Origin of the sequence: Williamsia sp. Leaf354 (assembly GCF_001424365.1) — a bacterium.
Taxonomy (GTDB): Bacteria; Actinomycetota; Actinomycetes; order Mycobacteriales; family Mycobacteriaceae; genus Williamsia_A.
Window position 1 is genome coordinate 880,323 of sequence record NZ_LMPL01000001.1, and the last position, 16,645, is coordinate 896,967.

Genomic DNA, 16,645 nt, shown 5'->3' on the forward strand with positions numbered 1-16,645 from the left:
GGGGTAACAACCGCCGGTAACTTGCATTACACCCCGCGGCGGTGTGTATAGTCGTTCTTACCCGGTTCATCCGGGGCTTTCAGCCCGACCCCCCGGGGCTGAAACGCGACGACCCTGGCCTCCTCCCCCCCTGGCCGGGGTCGTCCTCTATTTGCGGCCCTTTCTCGAGCATTGCCGCTGGTGCAGATCTCTTTTTCTCAACATCTGTCATGCTGTGTTTTCTCGTGATGTCCAGTGCACAGGTGTACCGATTGTTCGACACGGTTGTGCACAGATATCGACTCATCCACACGGTCGCCCTGTTCTCGGGGTCGACGGGCTCGGTGCATGGGTGTGCACGGCGATCATCGTCGCCATGACCGATCACTCGCCCATCCCCGATCGACGACTCGGGACCGATCAACTCCTCGCGCTCGTCGGCGTGGAGTTGCGCGACGACGTCGCGCGCTGCGCCGCGGCGGCCGGCTACCAGGTGGTCGACGCCACTGCCGCGACCGCGCGTCGCGCGTGGTCGGAGTCGGCGGCCGTGGTCGTCGACGCGGCGGCGGCCCGCGAGCTGATCGCGCTGGGGTGGCCACGACGGCGATCGGTACTGGTCGTGGGACCCGCCGAGGTCGATCCCGGGCTCTGGCGCGCCGCGCTCACCCTCGGCGCCGAGGACGGACTGGTCCTGCCGGCCGACGAGCACGCCGTCGTCGGTGCGCTCAGTCGATATCGAGCGCCACGACGTCGCGCGGGCGCGGCCGTCGCGGTCCTGGGTGGCCACGGCGGGGCCGGCGCATCGGTGCTGGCGGCCGCGGTCGCCACGCGGGCGGCCGATGACCTGTCCGGATCGGCGCTGCTGCTCGACCTCGACGAGCTCGGCGGCGGCAGCGACCTGATCTTCGGGGTCGAGGATTCCGCCGGGCTCAGATGGCCCGATCTCACCCTCGACGGCGGCGCGGTGTTCGCCGACAGCCTCCACGCGGCCGTGCCGCACGCCGCCCCCGGACTCGCGCTGTTGTGCCCGCGCCGAGGGGTCGACCATCGCATCGGTGTGGATGCGGCCGTCGCGGTCATCGAGGCCGGTCGCGACAGCGGCGACGTCGTGGTCGTCGACCTGCCCCGCGCCACCGATTCCGTCTGCCGGGCCGTCGTCGAGTGCGTCGACCTGGTGGTCGTCGTGACCACCGCGACCGTGCGCGGCTGTGCGGCCGCCAGGGACACCGTCACCCGATGGCGTCCGGTGACCGACCGTCTCGGACTGGTGGTGCGCGGACCCGCGCCCGGCGGACTCACCGCCTCACAGATCGCGACCATCGTCGACATCGACCTTCTCGCCGCACTCCGTCCACAACGACACCTCGCCGTCGCCATCGAGTCGGGCCGACTCCCACTCGGCCGCCGTTCACCGCTCGGTGCGGCTGCCGACGCCGTGCTCGATCGTGTCCTCGACGTGGCCGGACTCGCGGCATGAGCAGTCCCGAGTCGAGATCGGACCTGCTGATCCGTGTGCGTGAGCGTCTTGCCGCCGAGTCGGCGGATCCCACCCCGCAGGTGATGGCTGATGCCGTGCGGGCCGAATCGGGGGGCGTCCTCGGCGACACCGACCTCCTCGAGGCCCTGCGCTTCCTGCAGACCGAGCTCGTCGGCGCCGGACGGCTCGAGCACCTGCTGTCCGATCCCGACGTCGCGGACATCCTCGTCGTCGGCCCCGACCAGGTGTGGGTCGACCGAGGGAGAGGTCTCGTGCCGAGCGCCGTGCGGTTCGACGACGACGCCGCGGTCCGACGCCTCGCCGTCCGCCTGGCGCTCGGGGCGGGCAAACGACTCGACGACGCGGCGCCATGGGTGGACGGCCAGCTCAGCAATGTGGGCCGTCGCGGCTACAGCGTGCGCCTGCACGCCGTCATCCCACCGATCAGCGTCGACGGCACCTGCCTGTCGCTGCGGGTGTTGCGCCCGGCCACCCAACACCTCGGGGCGCTCGTCGAACGTGGGGCCGTACCGCCGGAGATCGCCGAGCTCGTCGAGGCGATCGTCGCCGCACGCCTGGCGTTCCTCGTGGTGGGCGGGACCGGGGCAGGCAAGACGACGTTGTTGAGCGCCATGCTCGGCCGCGTCGATCCGGCCGAGCGGATCCTCGTCGTCGAGGACGCCGTCGAACTCGCGCCCGCCCACCCGCACGTGGTGCGCCTCGTGGCCAGGACCGCGAATGTCGAGGGTGCCGGCGCGGTCGCCGTCCGTGATCTGGTGCGCCAGGCCCTGCGGATGCGGCCGGACCGCATCGTGGTCGGCGAGGTCCGCGGGCCCGAGGTCGTCGACCTGCTGACCGCACTGAACACCGGCCACGAGGGCTGCGCGGGAACGCTCCACGCGAACTCCGGGGCGGAGGTCCCCGCGCGGATGGAGGCGCTCGCCGCCCTCGGCGGAATGGACCGCACCGCGCTGCACAGCCAGCTCGCCGCCGCGGTCCATGTGGTGGTCGTGGTGGCGCGTGACGCCGACGGTCACCGCGGTGTCGCCGAGATCGGGATGGTCGACCGCGGCGCCGACGGATGGGTCCACATCGAGCCGGTCTGGCGTCGCGACACCGGGTTCGGATCCGCTGTGGATCGCCTGCGCACGGTGATGGCGCAGCGTTGCGGCGGGATCGCGCGGTGAGTGCCGTCGCGGCGGCGGTGGCCGCACTGCTGCTGCTGTGGCCGCACGCGCGACCCGCCAGCCGTATCCGGGGCCTCGCGCCCGAGCAGACGCGACGGCGGACGAGCGTCCCGCTCGGCGTGCTCGTCGCCGGTGGTGCGGCCCTCGCCGCGGTCGTGGCGTTCGGTCTGTCGGCGGGTGTGGCCGCGACGATCGTCGGAGTCTCGCTGCTGCACCGCGCGGGCCTGCGTCGGCGCGAACGGACCGATTCCGATGCCCTCGACCTGCTGCTCGACGCCGTCGCAGTGATGATCGCGGAACTGTCGGTCGGTGCCCACCCGGCGCGCGCGTGTCGTCAGGCCGCCGACGATGTCGCCGCGGCGTGCGATGTGGCGCAGCGTGATTCACCGGGATCGGTCGTGTCGGTGGTCACGAGGATGGCCGGTCGAGCCGAACTCGGCGGCGATGTCGCGGCCGGTGTCGAGAACGCCGGCGCGGTGCACCAGTCGTCGTGGGATCGGGTCGCCGTCGCCTGGCGCACCGCCGAACAGCAGGGCCTGCCGATGGCCGACCTGCTCTCGGCGGTACGAGACGATCTCGTCGCCCGACGTCGGTTCACCGAACGCACCCGCGCAGCGCTCGCCGGTGCCCGCGCGACGGCGACGGTGCTGGCCTTTCTCCCGGTCCTCGGGATCGGTCTCGGCCAGGCGATGGGCGCGTCACCGCTCGCCGTGCTCACCGGCGGCGGCCTCGGCGGCATCCTGCTGGTGATCGGTGTGGGTCTGGTCGCCGTCGGTCTGTGGTGGACCGAGAAGATCACCGCGAAGGTGATGACACCGTGACCGTCCACTGGGTCGTGGCCGGAATGGCTGCTGCGGTCGGACTTCTCGTGATGCCGCCGCCGGGTTGGACGGTGTTCCGGATCGCGCCCCCACCCCCGCCCGACCGCACCCCACGGTGGCTCGGCGTGACGCGGCCCCGCGACGACCCGTTCGCCACCGCGGCCGGATACGACCTGTTCGCCGTGTGCCTGCGGGCCGGGATGCCGGTCGCCTCGGCCGCGGCGGTGGTCGCACGATCGGCGCCGCCCGATCTCGAGGAGACGCTCACCCGTGCCTCGGAGTTGCTCGCACTGGGGGCCGACCCGGCCCAGGCGTGGGAGACGCCGGAGAACGCCGGCCCCGCGGCGACGTCGTTGTGCGCCATGGCCCGTCGCTCCGCGCGTGCCGGCTCGTCACCGGTCCGCGGGCTGGGCGAGCTGGCCGAGGCCGAACGAGCCGCAGCCCAGGACAACGCCGCCGCGGCCGCCGAGCGCGCCGGCGTCGCCATCTCCGGGCCGCTGGGCCTGTGTTTCCTGCCCGCGTTCGTCTGCCTCGGCATCGTGCCGGTGGTGATCGGACTCGCGGGCCGAGTTCTCGGCGGAGGGGTGCTGTGAACGCGCCGGCTCCGACCGATCCACGACGCGGCGGAGACCTCTGTCGCGCATCACCAGGGGAGAAACGATGAGCACCAGATGGATTCGAGACCTGCAGACGCAGATCATGATCGCGGCCACCGACGAGGACGGGATGTCGACCGCCGAGTACGCGATCGGCACGATCGCCGCCGCAGCCTTCGGGGCGATCCTGTACACGGTCGTCACCGGCGACAACATCGTGTCGAGCCTGACCGGGATCATCACCAAGGCGTTGAACACCGCGGTGGGGTAGCGCCACGCCGCGTCTCGCTCACGCCCGCACTCGCGGGCGTGAGCGGGTCTCAGCGGATGTCGACCTGTTTGCCGGTGCTGTCGCGCTCGTCGGTTCCGTACCAGGCCGCGAACTCCTTGACGCCCACCGCCTGCAGTCGGCGCAGGGAGATGTAGACGACCGCTTTGGGGGCGAGTGCGAGGCCACGTTTGCCGGTGATGGCGCGGACGCGCCGCTGCAGCATGTCGTCCTCGTTGGCCTCGTCGATCCGCACCCGCGGGAAGCCACCACTGGTGAGGTAGATGTCGGCGTCGAACGCCATGTTCCCGCCGCACACCGCGAAGCTGCGTCGGTCCGCATCGGCCTCGTGACGGGTCGCCCACCACTGCAGCAGATGACCCAGCCGCCAGAAGGTGCCGACCGCGTTGAAGACGTACCCGGTCGATCCTTCGTCGGTGCGGGCGCGCAGGCGTCCGGCGACCAATCGCTTTCCGTCGAGCAGCGGTGCGACGATGCGGTTCAGCCAGTCCGTGCGCGGGAGGCAGTCGGCGTCGGTGCGGGCGACATAGTGCGCGCCCGTCGCGATCGCGTGCCGTGCGGCGGTGTCCACCGCGCAGCCCGTGCCCTTCTCGCTCTCGGTGATGAGCTCGACAGGGACGCGGGGGTTCGACGCGATGTGCGCCGTGACGACGTCTCGCGTGCCGTCGGTGCTCGCGTTGTCGACCACGATGACCCGGAACGTGTCGAGCATACGGCCGTCGACGGTCACACGGAACTCCTGACGATCCAGGGCCCGCAGCGTGTGCGCTATGTACTTCTCCTCGTTGTGGGCCGGAACGATGACCGCCACAACAGATTTCTGTTCGCCCGTCACGCAGAGCCTGCTGCCGGGCGCACGCCAGTGTGCATGTCGAAATGTAAACACGAGGTTGCGTAATTCGCCGCAATTTTCAGGTGAACACATCAGAAATTGTGAAACGCGACGAACCTGACGCCTGTACCCGGTGATCGCGGGTCCCGTCGAGCCGAGCCATCCGATCAGCGGATGTCGATCTGCTTTCCGGTGGTGTCGCGGTCGTCGGTGCCGTACCAGGCGATGTAGTCCTTGGCGCCGAGCCCCTGCAGACGGCGCAGCGACATGAAGACGACCGCATCCTTGGCCAGCGCGATGGCGTCGCCGCCGGCGACCTTGCGCACACGGACCTGCAGCACGTGGTCCTCGTCCTCGTCGTCGATCTTCGTGCGCGGGAAACCGCCGCTGCGCTCGTAGATGTCGGCGTCGAACGCCATCGACGGTCCGCACACCGCGAAACTGCGGCGCTCCTCGTCGGGCATGTTGCGGGTCTTCACCCAGTCGACGGCGTGGCCGATCCGCCACAGCGATCCGACCGCGTTGAACACCTTCGCCGTCGATCCCTCGTCGGTGCGGGCGCGCAACCGTCCGCCCACCAGGCGCTTGCCCTGCAGCAGCGGGCGCAGCAGGTTGCCGAGCCAGTCGGGTGCGGTAATGGTGTCGGCGTCGGTGCGGGCGATGAACACCGCGCCACCGGCGATCGCGTGACGCGTCCCGGTGTCGACCGCGCAACCGGTGCCCTTCTCGGTCTCGGTGATCAGGTCGAACGGGAAACGCGTGCCCGCGGCGATGAACTCGCGAACGAGGTCGGCGGTGCGATCGGTGCTGTTGTTGTCGACGACGATGACACGGAAACCCCCGAGCACCTCGCGCTGGAAGAGACTGTCGAACCGTTGGGCGTCGAGGCCGCGCAGCGTGTCGAGGATGAACTTCTCCTCGTTGAACGCCGCGACGACGACAGCGACGCGGGGCGACCCGTTACCCGACACGGGGACCAGTGAACACGATCGGGACGGCCGTGACCATCATCTGATCGACGCTCAGCGGACGTCGGCTTCCATGGTCTTCCCGGCGCCGTCGCGATCGTGGTACCAGGCGACGAAGTCCTTCACCCCGAAGGCCTCCAGGCGACGCAGGGAGGTGTAGACGAGGGCGTCCTTCTGCAGTGCGATGGCGTCACCGCCGGCGACGTGCCGAACGCGCTGCTGCAGCACGTAGTCGTCGTCGAGGTCGCTCATGTTGGTCCGCGGGAAGCCGCCGCACTCGGTGTAGATCTCGGCGTCGATCGCCATGTTGTTGCCGACGACGGCGAAGCTGCGCCGCTGATCCTCGGGACCGCGTCGGGTCCGCAGCCACTCGGCGGCGTGGCCCACACGCCACAGATGGCCGATCGCGTTGAACGCGAACGAGGAGGTGCCCTCGTCGCTGCGGGCCTTCACGCGTCCACCCACGAGGTGCTTGCCCTCGAACAAGGGGATCAGCAGGTGGGCGAGCCAGTCGGTGGCCGGCAGCGAATCGGCGTCGGTGCGGGCGATGAACTTCGCGCCCAGCTCGATCGCCCGCTTGGCGCCCGAATCGGCAGCGCAGCCGCTGCCCTTCTCGGTCTCGGTGATGATCTCGACCGGGAAGCGGGTGCCTGCCTCGATGTAGGCGTTGACCAGCTCCGCGGTCGTGTCGGTGCTGTTGTTGTCGACCACGATGACCCGGAAACCGCCGAGAAGGTCGCGGTGAACGGTGGAATCGAACTCCTGGGCATCGATCGCGCGCAGTGTGTCGAGGATGTAATCCTGCTCGTTGTACACAGGGATGATCACGGCGACCGAGCATGTGCCTTGCGTCATGATCATGAGTAAACACCGGGAGTTCGGCCCGCGCGCTGTTCGTGGTGGGGCCAGAACCCGAACTCTTCGACAACTGTGATGCAGCCCGAAGCATGACGAATCGCTCACCTGCGATGACGGGGAACCACCACGCGTGTCCCCGCGTCGGAGTGACATGGTTCTCACTTCGCCCCGCCCCCGTGCCCGCCGCTGTGCTGTGGGTCGCCACGCGGTGCGACGGCTGGCGGACGAGCGCGGCATGGTCTCGGTGGAGGCCGCGTTCGCGATCGCCTCGATCGTGGCCGTCCTCGTCCTGGGGATCGGCGCTGTCCTGGCGATCGGCACGCATCTGCGCTGCGTCGACGCGGCTCGGGAGACCGCGCGCATCGCAGCACAGGGGGACGCCTCCGGCGCCCTCTCGGCGGGCCGGTCGGTCGCCCCGGCCGGCGCCGAGATCTCCATCGGCGGACGCGGCGATCGTGTGGTGGTCACCGTGCACGCGACGTCGCCGGTGCTGCCCGGCGTCGACCTCGGTGCCGAGGCGGTCGCGGTCCGTGAGCCGGTCGCACAGGACGCCTCGTGATGACGTGGCGCGTGCGGCTGCGCGACGAACAGGGGATGGCCACCGTGCTCGGTGCGTGTGTGATCGCGGCGATGGTGGCGCTGATCGTGGGGGTGAGTTGGTTCGGTGCGGCCGTCGTCGCCCGTCACCGCGCGCAGTCGGCCGTCGATCTCGCGGCGCTGGCCGCGGCGCAGCGGTGGATCCTCGCACTCGACGACCCCTGCGGCGCAGCTCGCGCCGTCGCCGGTGAGACGAAGGTACGGATCACGCGATGTCGCACCGACGGTGACGACGTGGTGGTCAGCGGGTCCGTCGACGTCGATCTCGGTCCGTTCGGCGCACGTACTGCGGTCGCCGACGCCCGCGCAGGACCGTCGGGATGATCAGCGGACGCCGCTGGAGTGGGCGGCGACCATGCGCATCGCCCCGATCGGACCATGGTCCTGCAGATGGCATTTCGCGAGTTGGTAGGCCACCCGCAGGCACACGCTCGACGCGAGCCGGCCGAACACCTCGGTGTACTCGAGGAACGCGCCGGGCCGGTCGTGATCGGCCCAGGCGAGGCGCCGGAGGTGGTCGGTGTCGGCGTCGATCATGGGGATCGTGTCGGCGTCGAGCACCGCGCACCAGGCCGCGAGCATGAGCGCGGCGTGGTCGATCGACGCCGCGGCCCGCAGGCGGTCGGCGATCACCGGCAGCACGAACTTCGGCACACGATCGGAGGTGTTCACCATCTGACGGGCGAGGGTGTCGCGGATCGCGAGATTGGAGAACCGTTCGAGCAACTGCGTGATGTAGTCGTCGAGATCGACACCGGGCACCGGTCGCAGCGTCGGCAGCGCCTCGCGGCGCATGTACGAGCCGACGAAGCCGCGGATGTCGTCGTCGGCGAGGGCCTCGTGCACGTAGGTGTACCCGGCGAGCACCCCGAGATGGCTGAGCACCTGGTGCGACGCGTTGAGCAGCCGCAACTTCATGTGTTCGTAGGGCTCGACATCGTCGACGAGGACCACGCCGACGTCGTCGAACGGGGGCCGGCCGGCCGAGAAGGAATCCTCGAGCACCCATTGGGCGAACGCCTCCGAGGCCACCGGCCACGCGTCGTCGACACCGAGTTCGCGGCCGACCTGCTCGACGACGGCGTCGGTGGTGGCGGGGGTGATGCGGTCGACCATGGAGCTGGGAAAGGCGACGTTCTCGTCGATCCAGCGGGCCAGATCGGCGTCGTGGCGCGCCGCGAAACCGGTGACCGCGGCGCGGGCGACCCGACCGTTGTGTTCGATGTTGTCGCACGACATGACGGTGAACGGCGCGAGGCCCGCATCCCTGCGCATCCGTAGAGCGGCCACGATGAACCCGAACACGCTGCGTGGGTCGTCGGGATGGTCGAGGTCGCGGACGGTCAGGGCGTCGCGCGGGGCGAACTTGCCGGTGGTGTCGTCGACGCCGTAGCCGCCCTCGGTGATCGTCAACGACACGATCCGCGTGCCCGGCGCGGTGAGCACGTCGAGCACGTCCCGTGGACGGTCGGGCGCGAAGATCATGTCGGCCACGGCGCCGATGACACGCGTGTCACGACGGCCGTCGGCATCGGTGGTCACCAGCGTGAAGAGGTGATCTTGCGCGGCGAGGATGTCGGTGATCCGACGGTCGCCGGGGAGGACGCCGATCCCGCAGATCGCCCAGTCGGTGTGGCCCGCGGCGAGCAACCGGTCGACGAACATCGCCTCGTGTGCGCGGTGGAAACCGCCGACACCGAAATGGGCGATCCCGATCGTCAACGCCGACGGGTCGGTGACGTGGGAGGCGACGCCGACATGTCCCGGGAGATCGGTCACGGTTGCTCGGTGCAGAGCCGGCATCAGATCACCTCCGGGGGTGTCGCTGGACAGAATCGAAGTATCGCAAATGGGATGCGGTGGCGCCCCGGTTTCGTGGTCGCGGGGCGCCACCGCAGTCTGATGGACGTCAGATCGTCATCAGCACGACGACTTGTAGACGTATTGCGCGCCGTCTCCGTCGATCGTGTCCTTGGTGATCACGTGGAATCCGGTCGAGATGGTCTTGGTGACCGGCTTGTCGTCGATCGCGTTCATGGCCTGCTCCACGCCGTCGGTGCCGATGGTGGCGGGCTGCTGGGCGATCAAGGCCTGCACCACGCCCTCGCGCAACTGCTTCACCTGTGCCGGGCCGGCGTCGAAGCCGACGATCTTCACCTGGTCCTGCTTGCCGGCCTGGCGTACACCGGTGGCGGTGCCCTCCGCGGCGAAGGTGTTGGTGGCGAACACGCCCACGATGTCGGGGTCCTTGGCGAGCGCGGCGGTGACGAGCTTGGCCGCCTCGGCGGGATCGTTGTGGCTGTACTGCACCCCGAGGTAGGAGAACTTCGAGTCCTTGGCGACCGCGCCCGAGAACCCCGCCACGCGGGCGTCGGTGGTGGAGACACCCGGGTCGGTGGAGATGACGAGCACCTTGCCGCCCGAGGGGTTGAGCTGCTGGATGGCCGAGAACGCCTCGGCGCCGCCACCGGCGTTGTCCGACGAGATCGCCGAGACCGCGATCGAAGGATCGTTGATGGTGGTGTCGACGAGCACGATCTTGATGCCGGCGCGTTCGGCGGCGGCGAGCGGGGCCTGCATGGCGGCGACGTCGGTCGGGGCGATGAGGATCGCGGCGGGTCGCGAGGCGACGACGGAGTCGACGATCGGCTTCTGCAGGGTGGGGTCGAACTTCGCGGGACCCTGCACCTCGACCGAGGCGCCCGCCTTCTTGGCCGCGTCCTCGATGCCGCACTGCATGCTGATGTAGAACTCGTCGCCGCTGACGCCCTGGATGAAGGCGAGCTTGTTGCTGCCGCCACCGGAGTCCGAGGAACACCCGGACAGCACAAGGGCCGAGGTGGAGAGAACGGCCAGGGCAGCAACGCTGATGCGTGAGATTGTCATGATGGCTTTCTTGTCAGATGACGCACGGGGTGTGGCGTCGGGGAGAGTGAGGGGAACCGGAGACGCTGTGAGTCAGGGACTCTTCGACCAGAGCTTCTTCAGCGACGACGTCGACTGACCGCGACTGGCGGCGGCTCGGCGACGCTGATCGAAATAGACCGCGGCGATGAGGACGGCACCGACGGCGACCTGCTGCCAGAACGGCTCGACTCCGACGATCACGAAACCGTTGAGCAGTACGGCCGGGATGAACAGGCCCACCACCGTGCCGAACATGGTCCCGACACCGCCGAAGAGGCTGGTGCCACCGATGACGACGGCGGCGATCACGTTGAGGTTGGTCTGCGACTGCCCCGCGATCGCGGTCGTGCCGTACTGCGACAGCGACAGGATGCCGGCCAGACCGGCCATCGCTCCCGACAGTGCGTAGATCTTGATGAGGTGGAGGTCGACCTTGATGCCGACCCGACGGGCCGACTCCTCCTTCGAGCCGACCGCGAAGGTGTAGAGCCCGAACTTGCTGCGGTGCAACACGACACCGAAGATCACGACCGCCACGATGGCGATCACCGAGATCAGCGGCAGGGTGGTGGCGGGCAGGTTGCCGTAGCCGATGGTGTCGACCAGGACCGGGGGTACGTCGCGGATGTCGACGCCGCCGGTGATCACCTGCGACAGACCGAGCGCCGCGCCGAGGGTGCCGAGGGTGACGATCAGCGGCGGGACCTTGGCCTTGCCGATGAGGATGCCGTTGAGCAGTCCCCACGCGAGACCGCACGCGACGGCGACGACGATGCCGATCGTGGCGACACCCCAGCCGTCACCGCCGATGGCGCGCATCGTCTTCGCGGCGACGACACCGGAGAACACCAGCACCGAACCGACCGAGAGGTCGATACCGCTGGTGACGATCACGAACGTCATGCCGATGCCGAGGACGGCGAGGATCGAGACGTTCTGGATGATCTGGCGGAAGTTGCCCCACTCGGGGAAGCTCTCGGGCGACATGATCGAGAACACCAGGCAGATCGCGACGAGCACCAGGACGATCTGGATCATCTGCAGGCGTGCGAGTTTCGACATCGCGCCGACGAGGTCGAACCCGCGGTGCTCGGGCTCGTTCTTCCTCGGCGGGGTGACGCCGGCGGGCGGGGTCATGGTCTGGTTGCTCATGAGGCTGCTCCGACGGTCGCGCCGGTCATCGCACCGACGAGTTGTTCCATGGTCGTGTTCTTGGCGTCGAACGTGGCGACGCGATGTCCCATCCGCAGCACCTGCACGCGGTCGGCGACCTCGATGACGTGGGGCATCGAGTGGCTGATGAAGACCACGCCGACACCCTTGTCGGCCACGCGGCGGATGGTGTCGAGGACGTTGCGGGTCTGCACCACACCCAGTGCGGCGGTGGGCTCGTCGAGGAAGACGACGCCCTTGGCCCAGGCGACGGCGCGCGCGATCGCGATGGCCTGCTGCTGACCACCCGACATCGAGCCCACCGGGTCGGTCAGGCTGCGCACGGTCGCGCCGAGGTCGTCCAACGCCTCCTGCGACTGCCTGCGCATCTCGGCGGTGTTGAGGAAACCGAACTTCCCGAGCAGGCCCGGTGCCGGCAGTTCCCGACCCAGGAACATGTTCTGCGCAGCGTTGAGGTGCGGGGCCAACGCGAGATCCTGGAACACCGTCTCGATACCGAGATCGGCTGCGGCGGTGGGGCTGTTCAGATCGACCGGGGTGCCGTCGAAGAGGATCTCTCCGGAGTCGAGGGCGAGGCTGCCCGAGAGCGCCTTCACCAGCGTCGACTTGCCGGCTCCGTTGTCGCCGATCAACGCGACCACCTCGCCGGCGCGGACCTCGAAGTCGGCGTCGTCGAGCGCACGCACGTTGCCGAAGCTGCGTGACAGCCCGCGTGCCTGCAGGATCGGCGTGCGGCCGGGGGACGGTTCTGCCATGGGTGGCTCCTTGCGATCGGACGGGTCGGTGTGGGGGTCGGGTGGGGGACGGCTCGGCATCAGCCGGGCGGCACGTCGAGGACGGCGCCCGGCACCGAACCCTGCGCGTCGGGCACGGTGACGGCGAGGTCGGCGCGGTGGCGGGTCGCGGTGATCACCGCGGCGTTGCGCATGTCGACGTCCTCGGTCCACCGCAAGGCGTCGTCGTGCGAGCGGCCGTGGTGTTCGTGGCGACGGACGAGCCGTGCGGCGCGGACGTCGGCGGCGGCGTCGAGGAACCAGACCTCGTCGAGCACGCCGCGCACCTCCTCCCAGCCGCCGCGGTCGAGCAGGAGGTAGTTGCCCTCGGTGACCACCAGCGGTGTCGTGCGCGCGATGGGGACGGCCGAGCCGATCGACTCCTCGATCGCCCGCTCGAACCGCGGTGCGTAGACGAGATCGGCGCTCTGCGAACGCAACCGGCGGAGGAGCGCGACGTAGCCGTCGACGTCGAAGGTGTCGGGTGCGCCCTTGCGGTCGCGTCGGTGCAGCCGCTCGAGCTCCTCGTTGGCGAGGTGGAACGCGTCCATCCCGACGAGCACGGCATCGCTGCCGAGGCGGGCGGCGAGCATGGCGCACAGCGTCGACTTGCCCACTCCGGGGGGTCCGGTGATGCCCAGGATCCGACGCTCGCCCGAGGCCACGAGGGAACGGGCACGGGCCGCGAGCTCGTCGACGAGCGCGGCGAGATCCGATGTGGCGGTTGCTCGCTCCACCTGACTCACCTCCGCCACCGGCTGCATCGTCGCATCCCGTCCTCTCGGCTCGAACACGTCCGTCGGGTTCGATGCGGATCAGTGTGACCCACACCTCACCGGTTTGTCACGCGTTCGGCGGAAATTCATGACACCGATGACATGGCCGTGTCGACACCTGCGCGCGACAACGGCGTCCGGGCCAGGGTTCGTGACACCGTGTCACGGCTCTGAACTGCGGCGTAGCAACCAATTGCGCAAACGCGGGACGCCCGGTGGCGGTGTCGTCTACCGTCCATGACATCGATGACATGCGAACCCCGATCCGTGGGTGATGACATCGATGACATGACATGTCACGAGACAGACGAAGAGGGAGGGTCGCGATGGCCGACTTCACCGGACAGACGATCCTGGTCACCGGAGCCAGCGGCGGCATCGGTGCCGCCACCGTGCGTCGACTGGTCGCCGACGGCGCCGGCGTGATCGCCTCGGGTCGGCAGACCGACGTGCTCGACAAACTCGCCGACGAGACCGGAGCGACCCCGCTCGCGTTCGACCTGACCTCCGAGGACGAGATACGCGACGCTCTCTCGGGTCTCGCGCTCGACGGCGTGGTGAACTGCGGCGGGTTCGGCGGCGAGATCGCCACCCCGCAGGACACCGACATCGACATCTTCGACAAGGTCATCTCCATCAACGCCCGTGGCACCCTGCTGGTCACCAAGTACGTCGCGCCGGCGATGATCGCCGCCGGCCGGGGCTCGATCGTCAACGTGTCGAGCCAGGCCGGCCTGGTGGCCCTGCCCGGCCACATCTCCTACGGGTCGTCGAAAGCGGCCGTGGACAACATCACTCGCGTCTCGGCTCTCGAACTCGGGCCGCACGGCATCCGCGTCAACAGCGTGAACCCGACCGTGGTGATGACGGAGATGTCGGCGTTCTACTGGGGCCGGCCGGAGATCGAGGGCCCGTTCCTCGAGGCCATGCCGCTCGGACGGTGGGCCACCGAGGACGAGATCGCCGGCCCCATCGCCTTCCTGCTCAGCGACGACGCATCGATGATCTCGGGCGTCAGCCTGCCCATCGACGGCGGCTACACCTGTCGCTGAGCGCGATGACCGGCAGGATGGCACTCGACGAGGAGGTGGGGCCGTGACGACGATGCAGGATGTCGCCGCGCTCGCGCGCGTGAGCGCCAAGACGGTGTCGCGTGTCTACAACGACGACCCGCACGTCGATCCCGACACCCGCGCACGGGTGACCGCGGCGCTGGAATCGTTGAACTACGTGCCGAACACGATCGCGACGTCGTTCCGCGCCGGCCACACCGCCGCGGTCGGTGTGGCCGTTCCCGACATCGCCGATCCGTTCTTCGCCGCCATCGCCCGGGCGATCGAGGACCGTGCGCGCCGCAACGACATGGCCGTGTTCATCACGAGCCTGGGCACCGACGGCGCCGCCGAACAGGGACTGGTCGAGTCGTTGCTGCGCCGCCAGCTCAGCGGTCTGATCATCGCGCCGACCGGGGTCGATCACGAGTACCTCAAGCGGTGGATCGGGCGCACACCCACCGTCTTCGTCGACCGTGCCGCGAACGGCATCACCGCAGACAGCTTCGTCGACGACGATCACGGCGGTGCGGTGATCGCCACCGAACACCTCTTGGCCAAGGGACACCACCGGATCGCCTTCATCGGCGACAACTCCGACATCCCCACCACCCGCAACCGACTCGCCGGGTACGGCGACGCACTCGCCGGGCGCGACCTCACGGTCGACGACTCGCTGGTGGTCACCGGCGTGATGGACCGCGCCGAGGCGGTCACCGCTCTGCGCGACCTGATGGCGCTCGACGACCCGCCCACCGCGCTGTTCCTGTCGAACGCCCGGGTCGCGATGGACTGCGTGCCGGCCATCCAGCTGTTGGGTCTCGATGACGTGGCCTTCGTCGGGTTCGGCGACTTCCCCCTGGCCGACGCGGTCTGCCCTCCGGTCACCGTGATCGATCAGAACCCCGCCGAACTCGGGCGCCAGGCCATCGAACGCATCCTCGGTCGCATAGAGCACCCGCAGCGACGTTTCCGGCGTCGCAACATCCTCGACGTGGAACTCGTGGTGCGGGAATCCTGTTCACCCCGTACGGCATCGGGTGCCCGCACCCATCGCCACTGACCATCGTCGCCGTCACCGCGGCGTGAGTGCGAACCCTTCTCCTCGCGCGACGATCTCGATCTGATCGAGTGCGTCGACCAGGAGATCTGCCCCGGAGTCGGTGAGATCGACGGTGCCACGGATCCCGAGAACCCGGCACCCCGCGGCGCGTCCCGCGGTGATGCCGGCCGGGGCGTCCTCCACCACCAGGCACCGTCGTGGATCGACGCCCAGTCGGGCCGCACCGAGCAGGTAGGGCTCGGGGTCGGGCTTACCGCGGTCGACGTCGTCGGCGGTGATCACGATGTGCGGCGCGGAGATCCCGGCGGCGGCCATCCGCGCCCCGGCGACCGGTGGTGTGCCCGAGGTGACCACGGCCCAGGGGATGTCGTCGAGACCCGCGAGCGTGTCCAGAGCGCCGGGGATGGCCGTCACATCGGCCACGTCGTCGGTCTCTAGGGCGATCAGTCGTGCGCCGGCGGCGGGTCCCGACTCGGGGCCGAGGATGGCCGAGAGGCCTGCGGCGGCGGGCATGCCGTGTCCGATGGCGGAGTCGTGGAGGTCGAACCCGAACTCGTCGGCGACCCTCGACCAACTGCGATGCACCGCCGCGGTTGAGTCGAGCAGGGTGCCGTCGAGATCGAACAGAACCGCGTCGAAGGTCTCGCCGAAGAGCGCCGACGCGGCGTCGACCGGCGTGCGGACACCGAGGGCGCGCAGCACCCGGAACACCTGCTGTTCGGTGGTCAGTGCGGCGTCGATGCCGACGACGTCCACGGCGATCTCGGTGGCGCGATCGACGCGGGGACGCTGCCGATCACGGTCGGCACCTCTGAGCGCCCGACGCGCCTCGAGCAGCTCGGGCGCTCCGGTCAGGTGGACCACGGTGATCGGCGCGGGTGCGACCGCAGCGCCCAGCGCCCGCCACGCGTCGCCGCCGGCGAGCTCGGCGGTGAACGGGGCGACGAGTATCGGGCTCTGGCCCACGGCCACCAGATCGGCCGCGGCGCAACGCAACACCGCGTAGCGGGCATCGCGGACCGCGACTCGGTGGGGTCCGTCGGCGTTCCAGTGTCCGTCGACCCCGAGCAGCGGTAACCGGTCGAGCAGCGGGTTGGTGAGCGTGTCGAGGTCGAGGATCGGGCGCCCCAGCGCCACCGCCAGTGCCCGCCCGAGCGTCGTCTTCCCGCTCCCCGCGGGGCCGGCGACCGCCACCACCGACGGTGACACCGGATCGGTCGGGGCAGGGGCTTGACAGGTGCGGTCCACGCTGTGGATCATACGAGACAACGTTGTCTCACCGGAACCCCTCGTTCTG

18 protein-coding genes are annotated in these 16,645 nt (G+C 69.6%); 9 read left to right on the plus strand and 9 right to left on the minus strand.

All coding sequences use genetic code 11. The annotated features are described in order from the left end of the window. The first annotated feature begins 355 nt into the window (after window positions 1–355). The 5 genes from ssd to ASG12_RS04265 all read left to right on the plus strand — a co-directional run bounded on the left by ssd (window position 356) and on the right by ASG12_RS04265 (window position 4,331). The gene (gene ssd / locus ASG12_RS04245; RefSeq protein ID WP_055787619.1) at window positions 356–1,456 is read left to right on the plus strand and encodes a septum site-determining protein Ssd; all 1,101 of its coding nucleotides are present in this window, start codon (window positions 356–358) and stop codon (window positions 1,454–1,456) included. After that, window positions 1,453–2,643 (plus strand): TadA family conjugal transfer-associated ATPase, encoded by a 1,191-nt coding sequence (locus tag ASG12_RS04250; RefSeq protein ID WP_055785563.1) that lies wholly within the window; start codon window positions 1,453–1,455, stop codon window positions 2,641–2,643. The genes ssd and ASG12_RS04250 overlap by 4 nt, the downstream gene beginning before the upstream one ends. Continuing rightward, window positions 2,640–3,464, plus strand: coding sequence for a type II secretion system F family protein (locus ASG12_RS04255; protein ID WP_055785566.1), 825 nt, complete (start codon window positions 2,640–2,642; stop codon window positions 3,462–3,464). The genes ASG12_RS04250 and ASG12_RS04255 overlap by 4 nt, the downstream gene beginning before the upstream one ends. Before the next feature lie 23 nt (window positions 3,465–3,487). Beyond that, window positions 3,488–4,057 (plus strand): type II secretion system F family protein, encoded by a 570-nt coding sequence (locus tag ASG12_RS04260; protein WP_055787622.1) that lies wholly within the window; start codon window positions 3,488–3,490, stop codon window positions 4,055–4,057. A 67-nt stretch (window positions 4,058–4,124) separates the two neighbouring features. Continuing rightward, entirely contained in the window at window positions 4,125–4,331 is a 207-nt protein-coding gene (locus ASG12_RS04265; RefSeq protein WP_055785569.1) for a DUF4244 domain-containing protein, read from the plus strand. A gap of 49 nt (window positions 4,332–4,380) precedes the next feature. Here ASG12_RS04265 and ASG12_RS04270 read toward each other — a convergent pair whose 3' ends face one another. From ASG12_RS04270 to ASG12_RS04280, 3 genes are all read right to left on the minus strand, one after another. Then, window positions 4,381–5,160 (minus strand): glycosyltransferase, encoded by a 780-nt coding sequence (locus ASG12_RS04270; RefSeq protein WP_055787625.1) that lies wholly within the window; start codon window positions 5,158–5,160, stop codon window positions 4,381–4,383. A 188-nt stretch (window positions 5,161–5,348) separates the two neighbouring features. After that, a complete protein-coding gene (locus ASG12_RS04275; RefSeq protein ID WP_200932725.1) occupies window positions 5,349–6,152 on the minus strand; it encodes a glycosyltransferase in 804 nt (267 codons plus the stop codon). Between the two features lie 51 nt (window positions 6,153–6,203). Beyond that, on the minus strand, window positions 6,204–7,004 hold the full coding sequence (locus tag ASG12_RS04280; RefSeq protein ID WP_235456025.1) for a glycosyltransferase: 801 nt from the start codon (window positions 7,002–7,004) through the stop codon (window positions 6,204–6,206). Window positions 7,005–7,242: 238 nt separating this feature from the next. On the opposite strand from ASG12_RS04280, the gene ASG12_RS04285 reads away from it, so the two are divergent. Together ASG12_RS04285 and ASG12_RS04290 are read left to right on the plus strand one after the other, a co-directional pair. Beyond that, window positions 7,243–7,566 (plus strand): TadE family type IV pilus minor pilin, encoded by a 324-nt coding sequence (locus ASG12_RS04285; RefSeq protein WP_055787628.1) that lies wholly within the window; start codon window positions 7,243–7,245, stop codon window positions 7,564–7,566. Then, complete coding sequence (locus ASG12_RS04290; RefSeq protein ID WP_055785577.1) at window positions 7,566–7,928, plus strand: Rv3654c family TadE-like protein; 363 nt, start codon at window positions 7,566–7,568, stop codon at window positions 7,926–7,928. Before ASG12_RS04285 ends, ASG12_RS04290 begins: the two co-directional genes overlap by 1 nt. Here ASG12_RS04290 and ASG12_RS04295 read toward each other — a convergent pair whose 3' ends face one another. The 5 genes from ASG12_RS04295 to ASG12_RS04315 form a co-directional block, all read right to left on the minus strand. After that, entirely contained in the window at window positions 7,929–9,383 is a 1,455-nt protein-coding gene (locus tag ASG12_RS04295; RefSeq protein WP_200932726.1) for a mannitol dehydrogenase family protein, read from the minus strand. A gap of 141 nt (window positions 9,384–9,524) precedes the next feature. Then, window positions 9,525–10,490, minus strand: a complete 966-nt coding sequence (locus ASG12_RS04300) for an ABC transporter substrate-binding protein (RefSeq protein ID WP_055785583.1) — start codon at window positions 10,488–10,490, stop codon at window positions 9,525–9,527. Between the two features lie 72 nt (window positions 10,491–10,562). Further along, on the minus strand, window positions 10,563–11,663 hold the full coding sequence (locus ASG12_RS04305) for an ABC transporter permease (protein ID WP_055785586.1): 1,101 nt from the start codon (window positions 11,661–11,663) through the stop codon (window positions 10,563–10,565). Then, entirely contained in the window at window positions 11,660–12,439 is a 780-nt protein-coding gene (locus tag ASG12_RS04310) for an ATP-binding cassette domain-containing protein (protein WP_055787631.1), read from the minus strand. Before ASG12_RS04310 ends, ASG12_RS04305 begins: the two co-directional genes overlap by 4 nt. Before the next feature lie 59 nt (window positions 12,440–12,498). Beyond that, complete coding sequence (locus tag ASG12_RS04315) at window positions 12,499–13,194, minus strand: nucleoside/nucleotide kinase family protein (protein ID WP_235456034.1); 696 nt, start codon at window positions 13,192–13,194, stop codon at window positions 12,499–12,501. Between the two features lie 365 nt (window positions 13,195–13,559). Here ASG12_RS04315 and ASG12_RS04320 point away from each other — a divergent pair, with 365 nt between their 5' ends. Continuing rightward, window positions 13,560–14,285 carry an SDR family oxidoreductase gene (locus ASG12_RS04320; RefSeq protein WP_055785593.1) on the plus strand — a complete coding sequence of 242 codons (726 nt, stop codon included), beginning with the start codon at window positions 13,560–13,562 and terminating at the stop codon, window positions 14,283–14,285. A 52-nt stretch (window positions 14,286–14,337) separates the two neighbouring features. Continuing rightward, window positions 14,338–15,348, plus strand: a complete 1,011-nt coding sequence (locus tag ASG12_RS04325) for a LacI family DNA-binding transcriptional regulator (protein WP_235456274.1) — start codon at window positions 14,338–14,340, stop codon at window positions 15,346–15,348. 12 nt (window positions 15,349–15,360) lie between these two features. Here the strand turns inward: ASG12_RS04325 and ASG12_RS21100 are convergent, their stop codons facing one another. Beyond that, on the minus strand, window positions 15,361–16,596 hold the full coding sequence (locus ASG12_RS21100; RefSeq protein WP_162243392.1) for an HAD-IA family hydrolase: 1,236 nt from the start codon (window positions 16,594–16,596) through the stop codon (window positions 15,361–15,363). Window positions 16,597–16,645 lie beyond the last annotated feature (49 nt).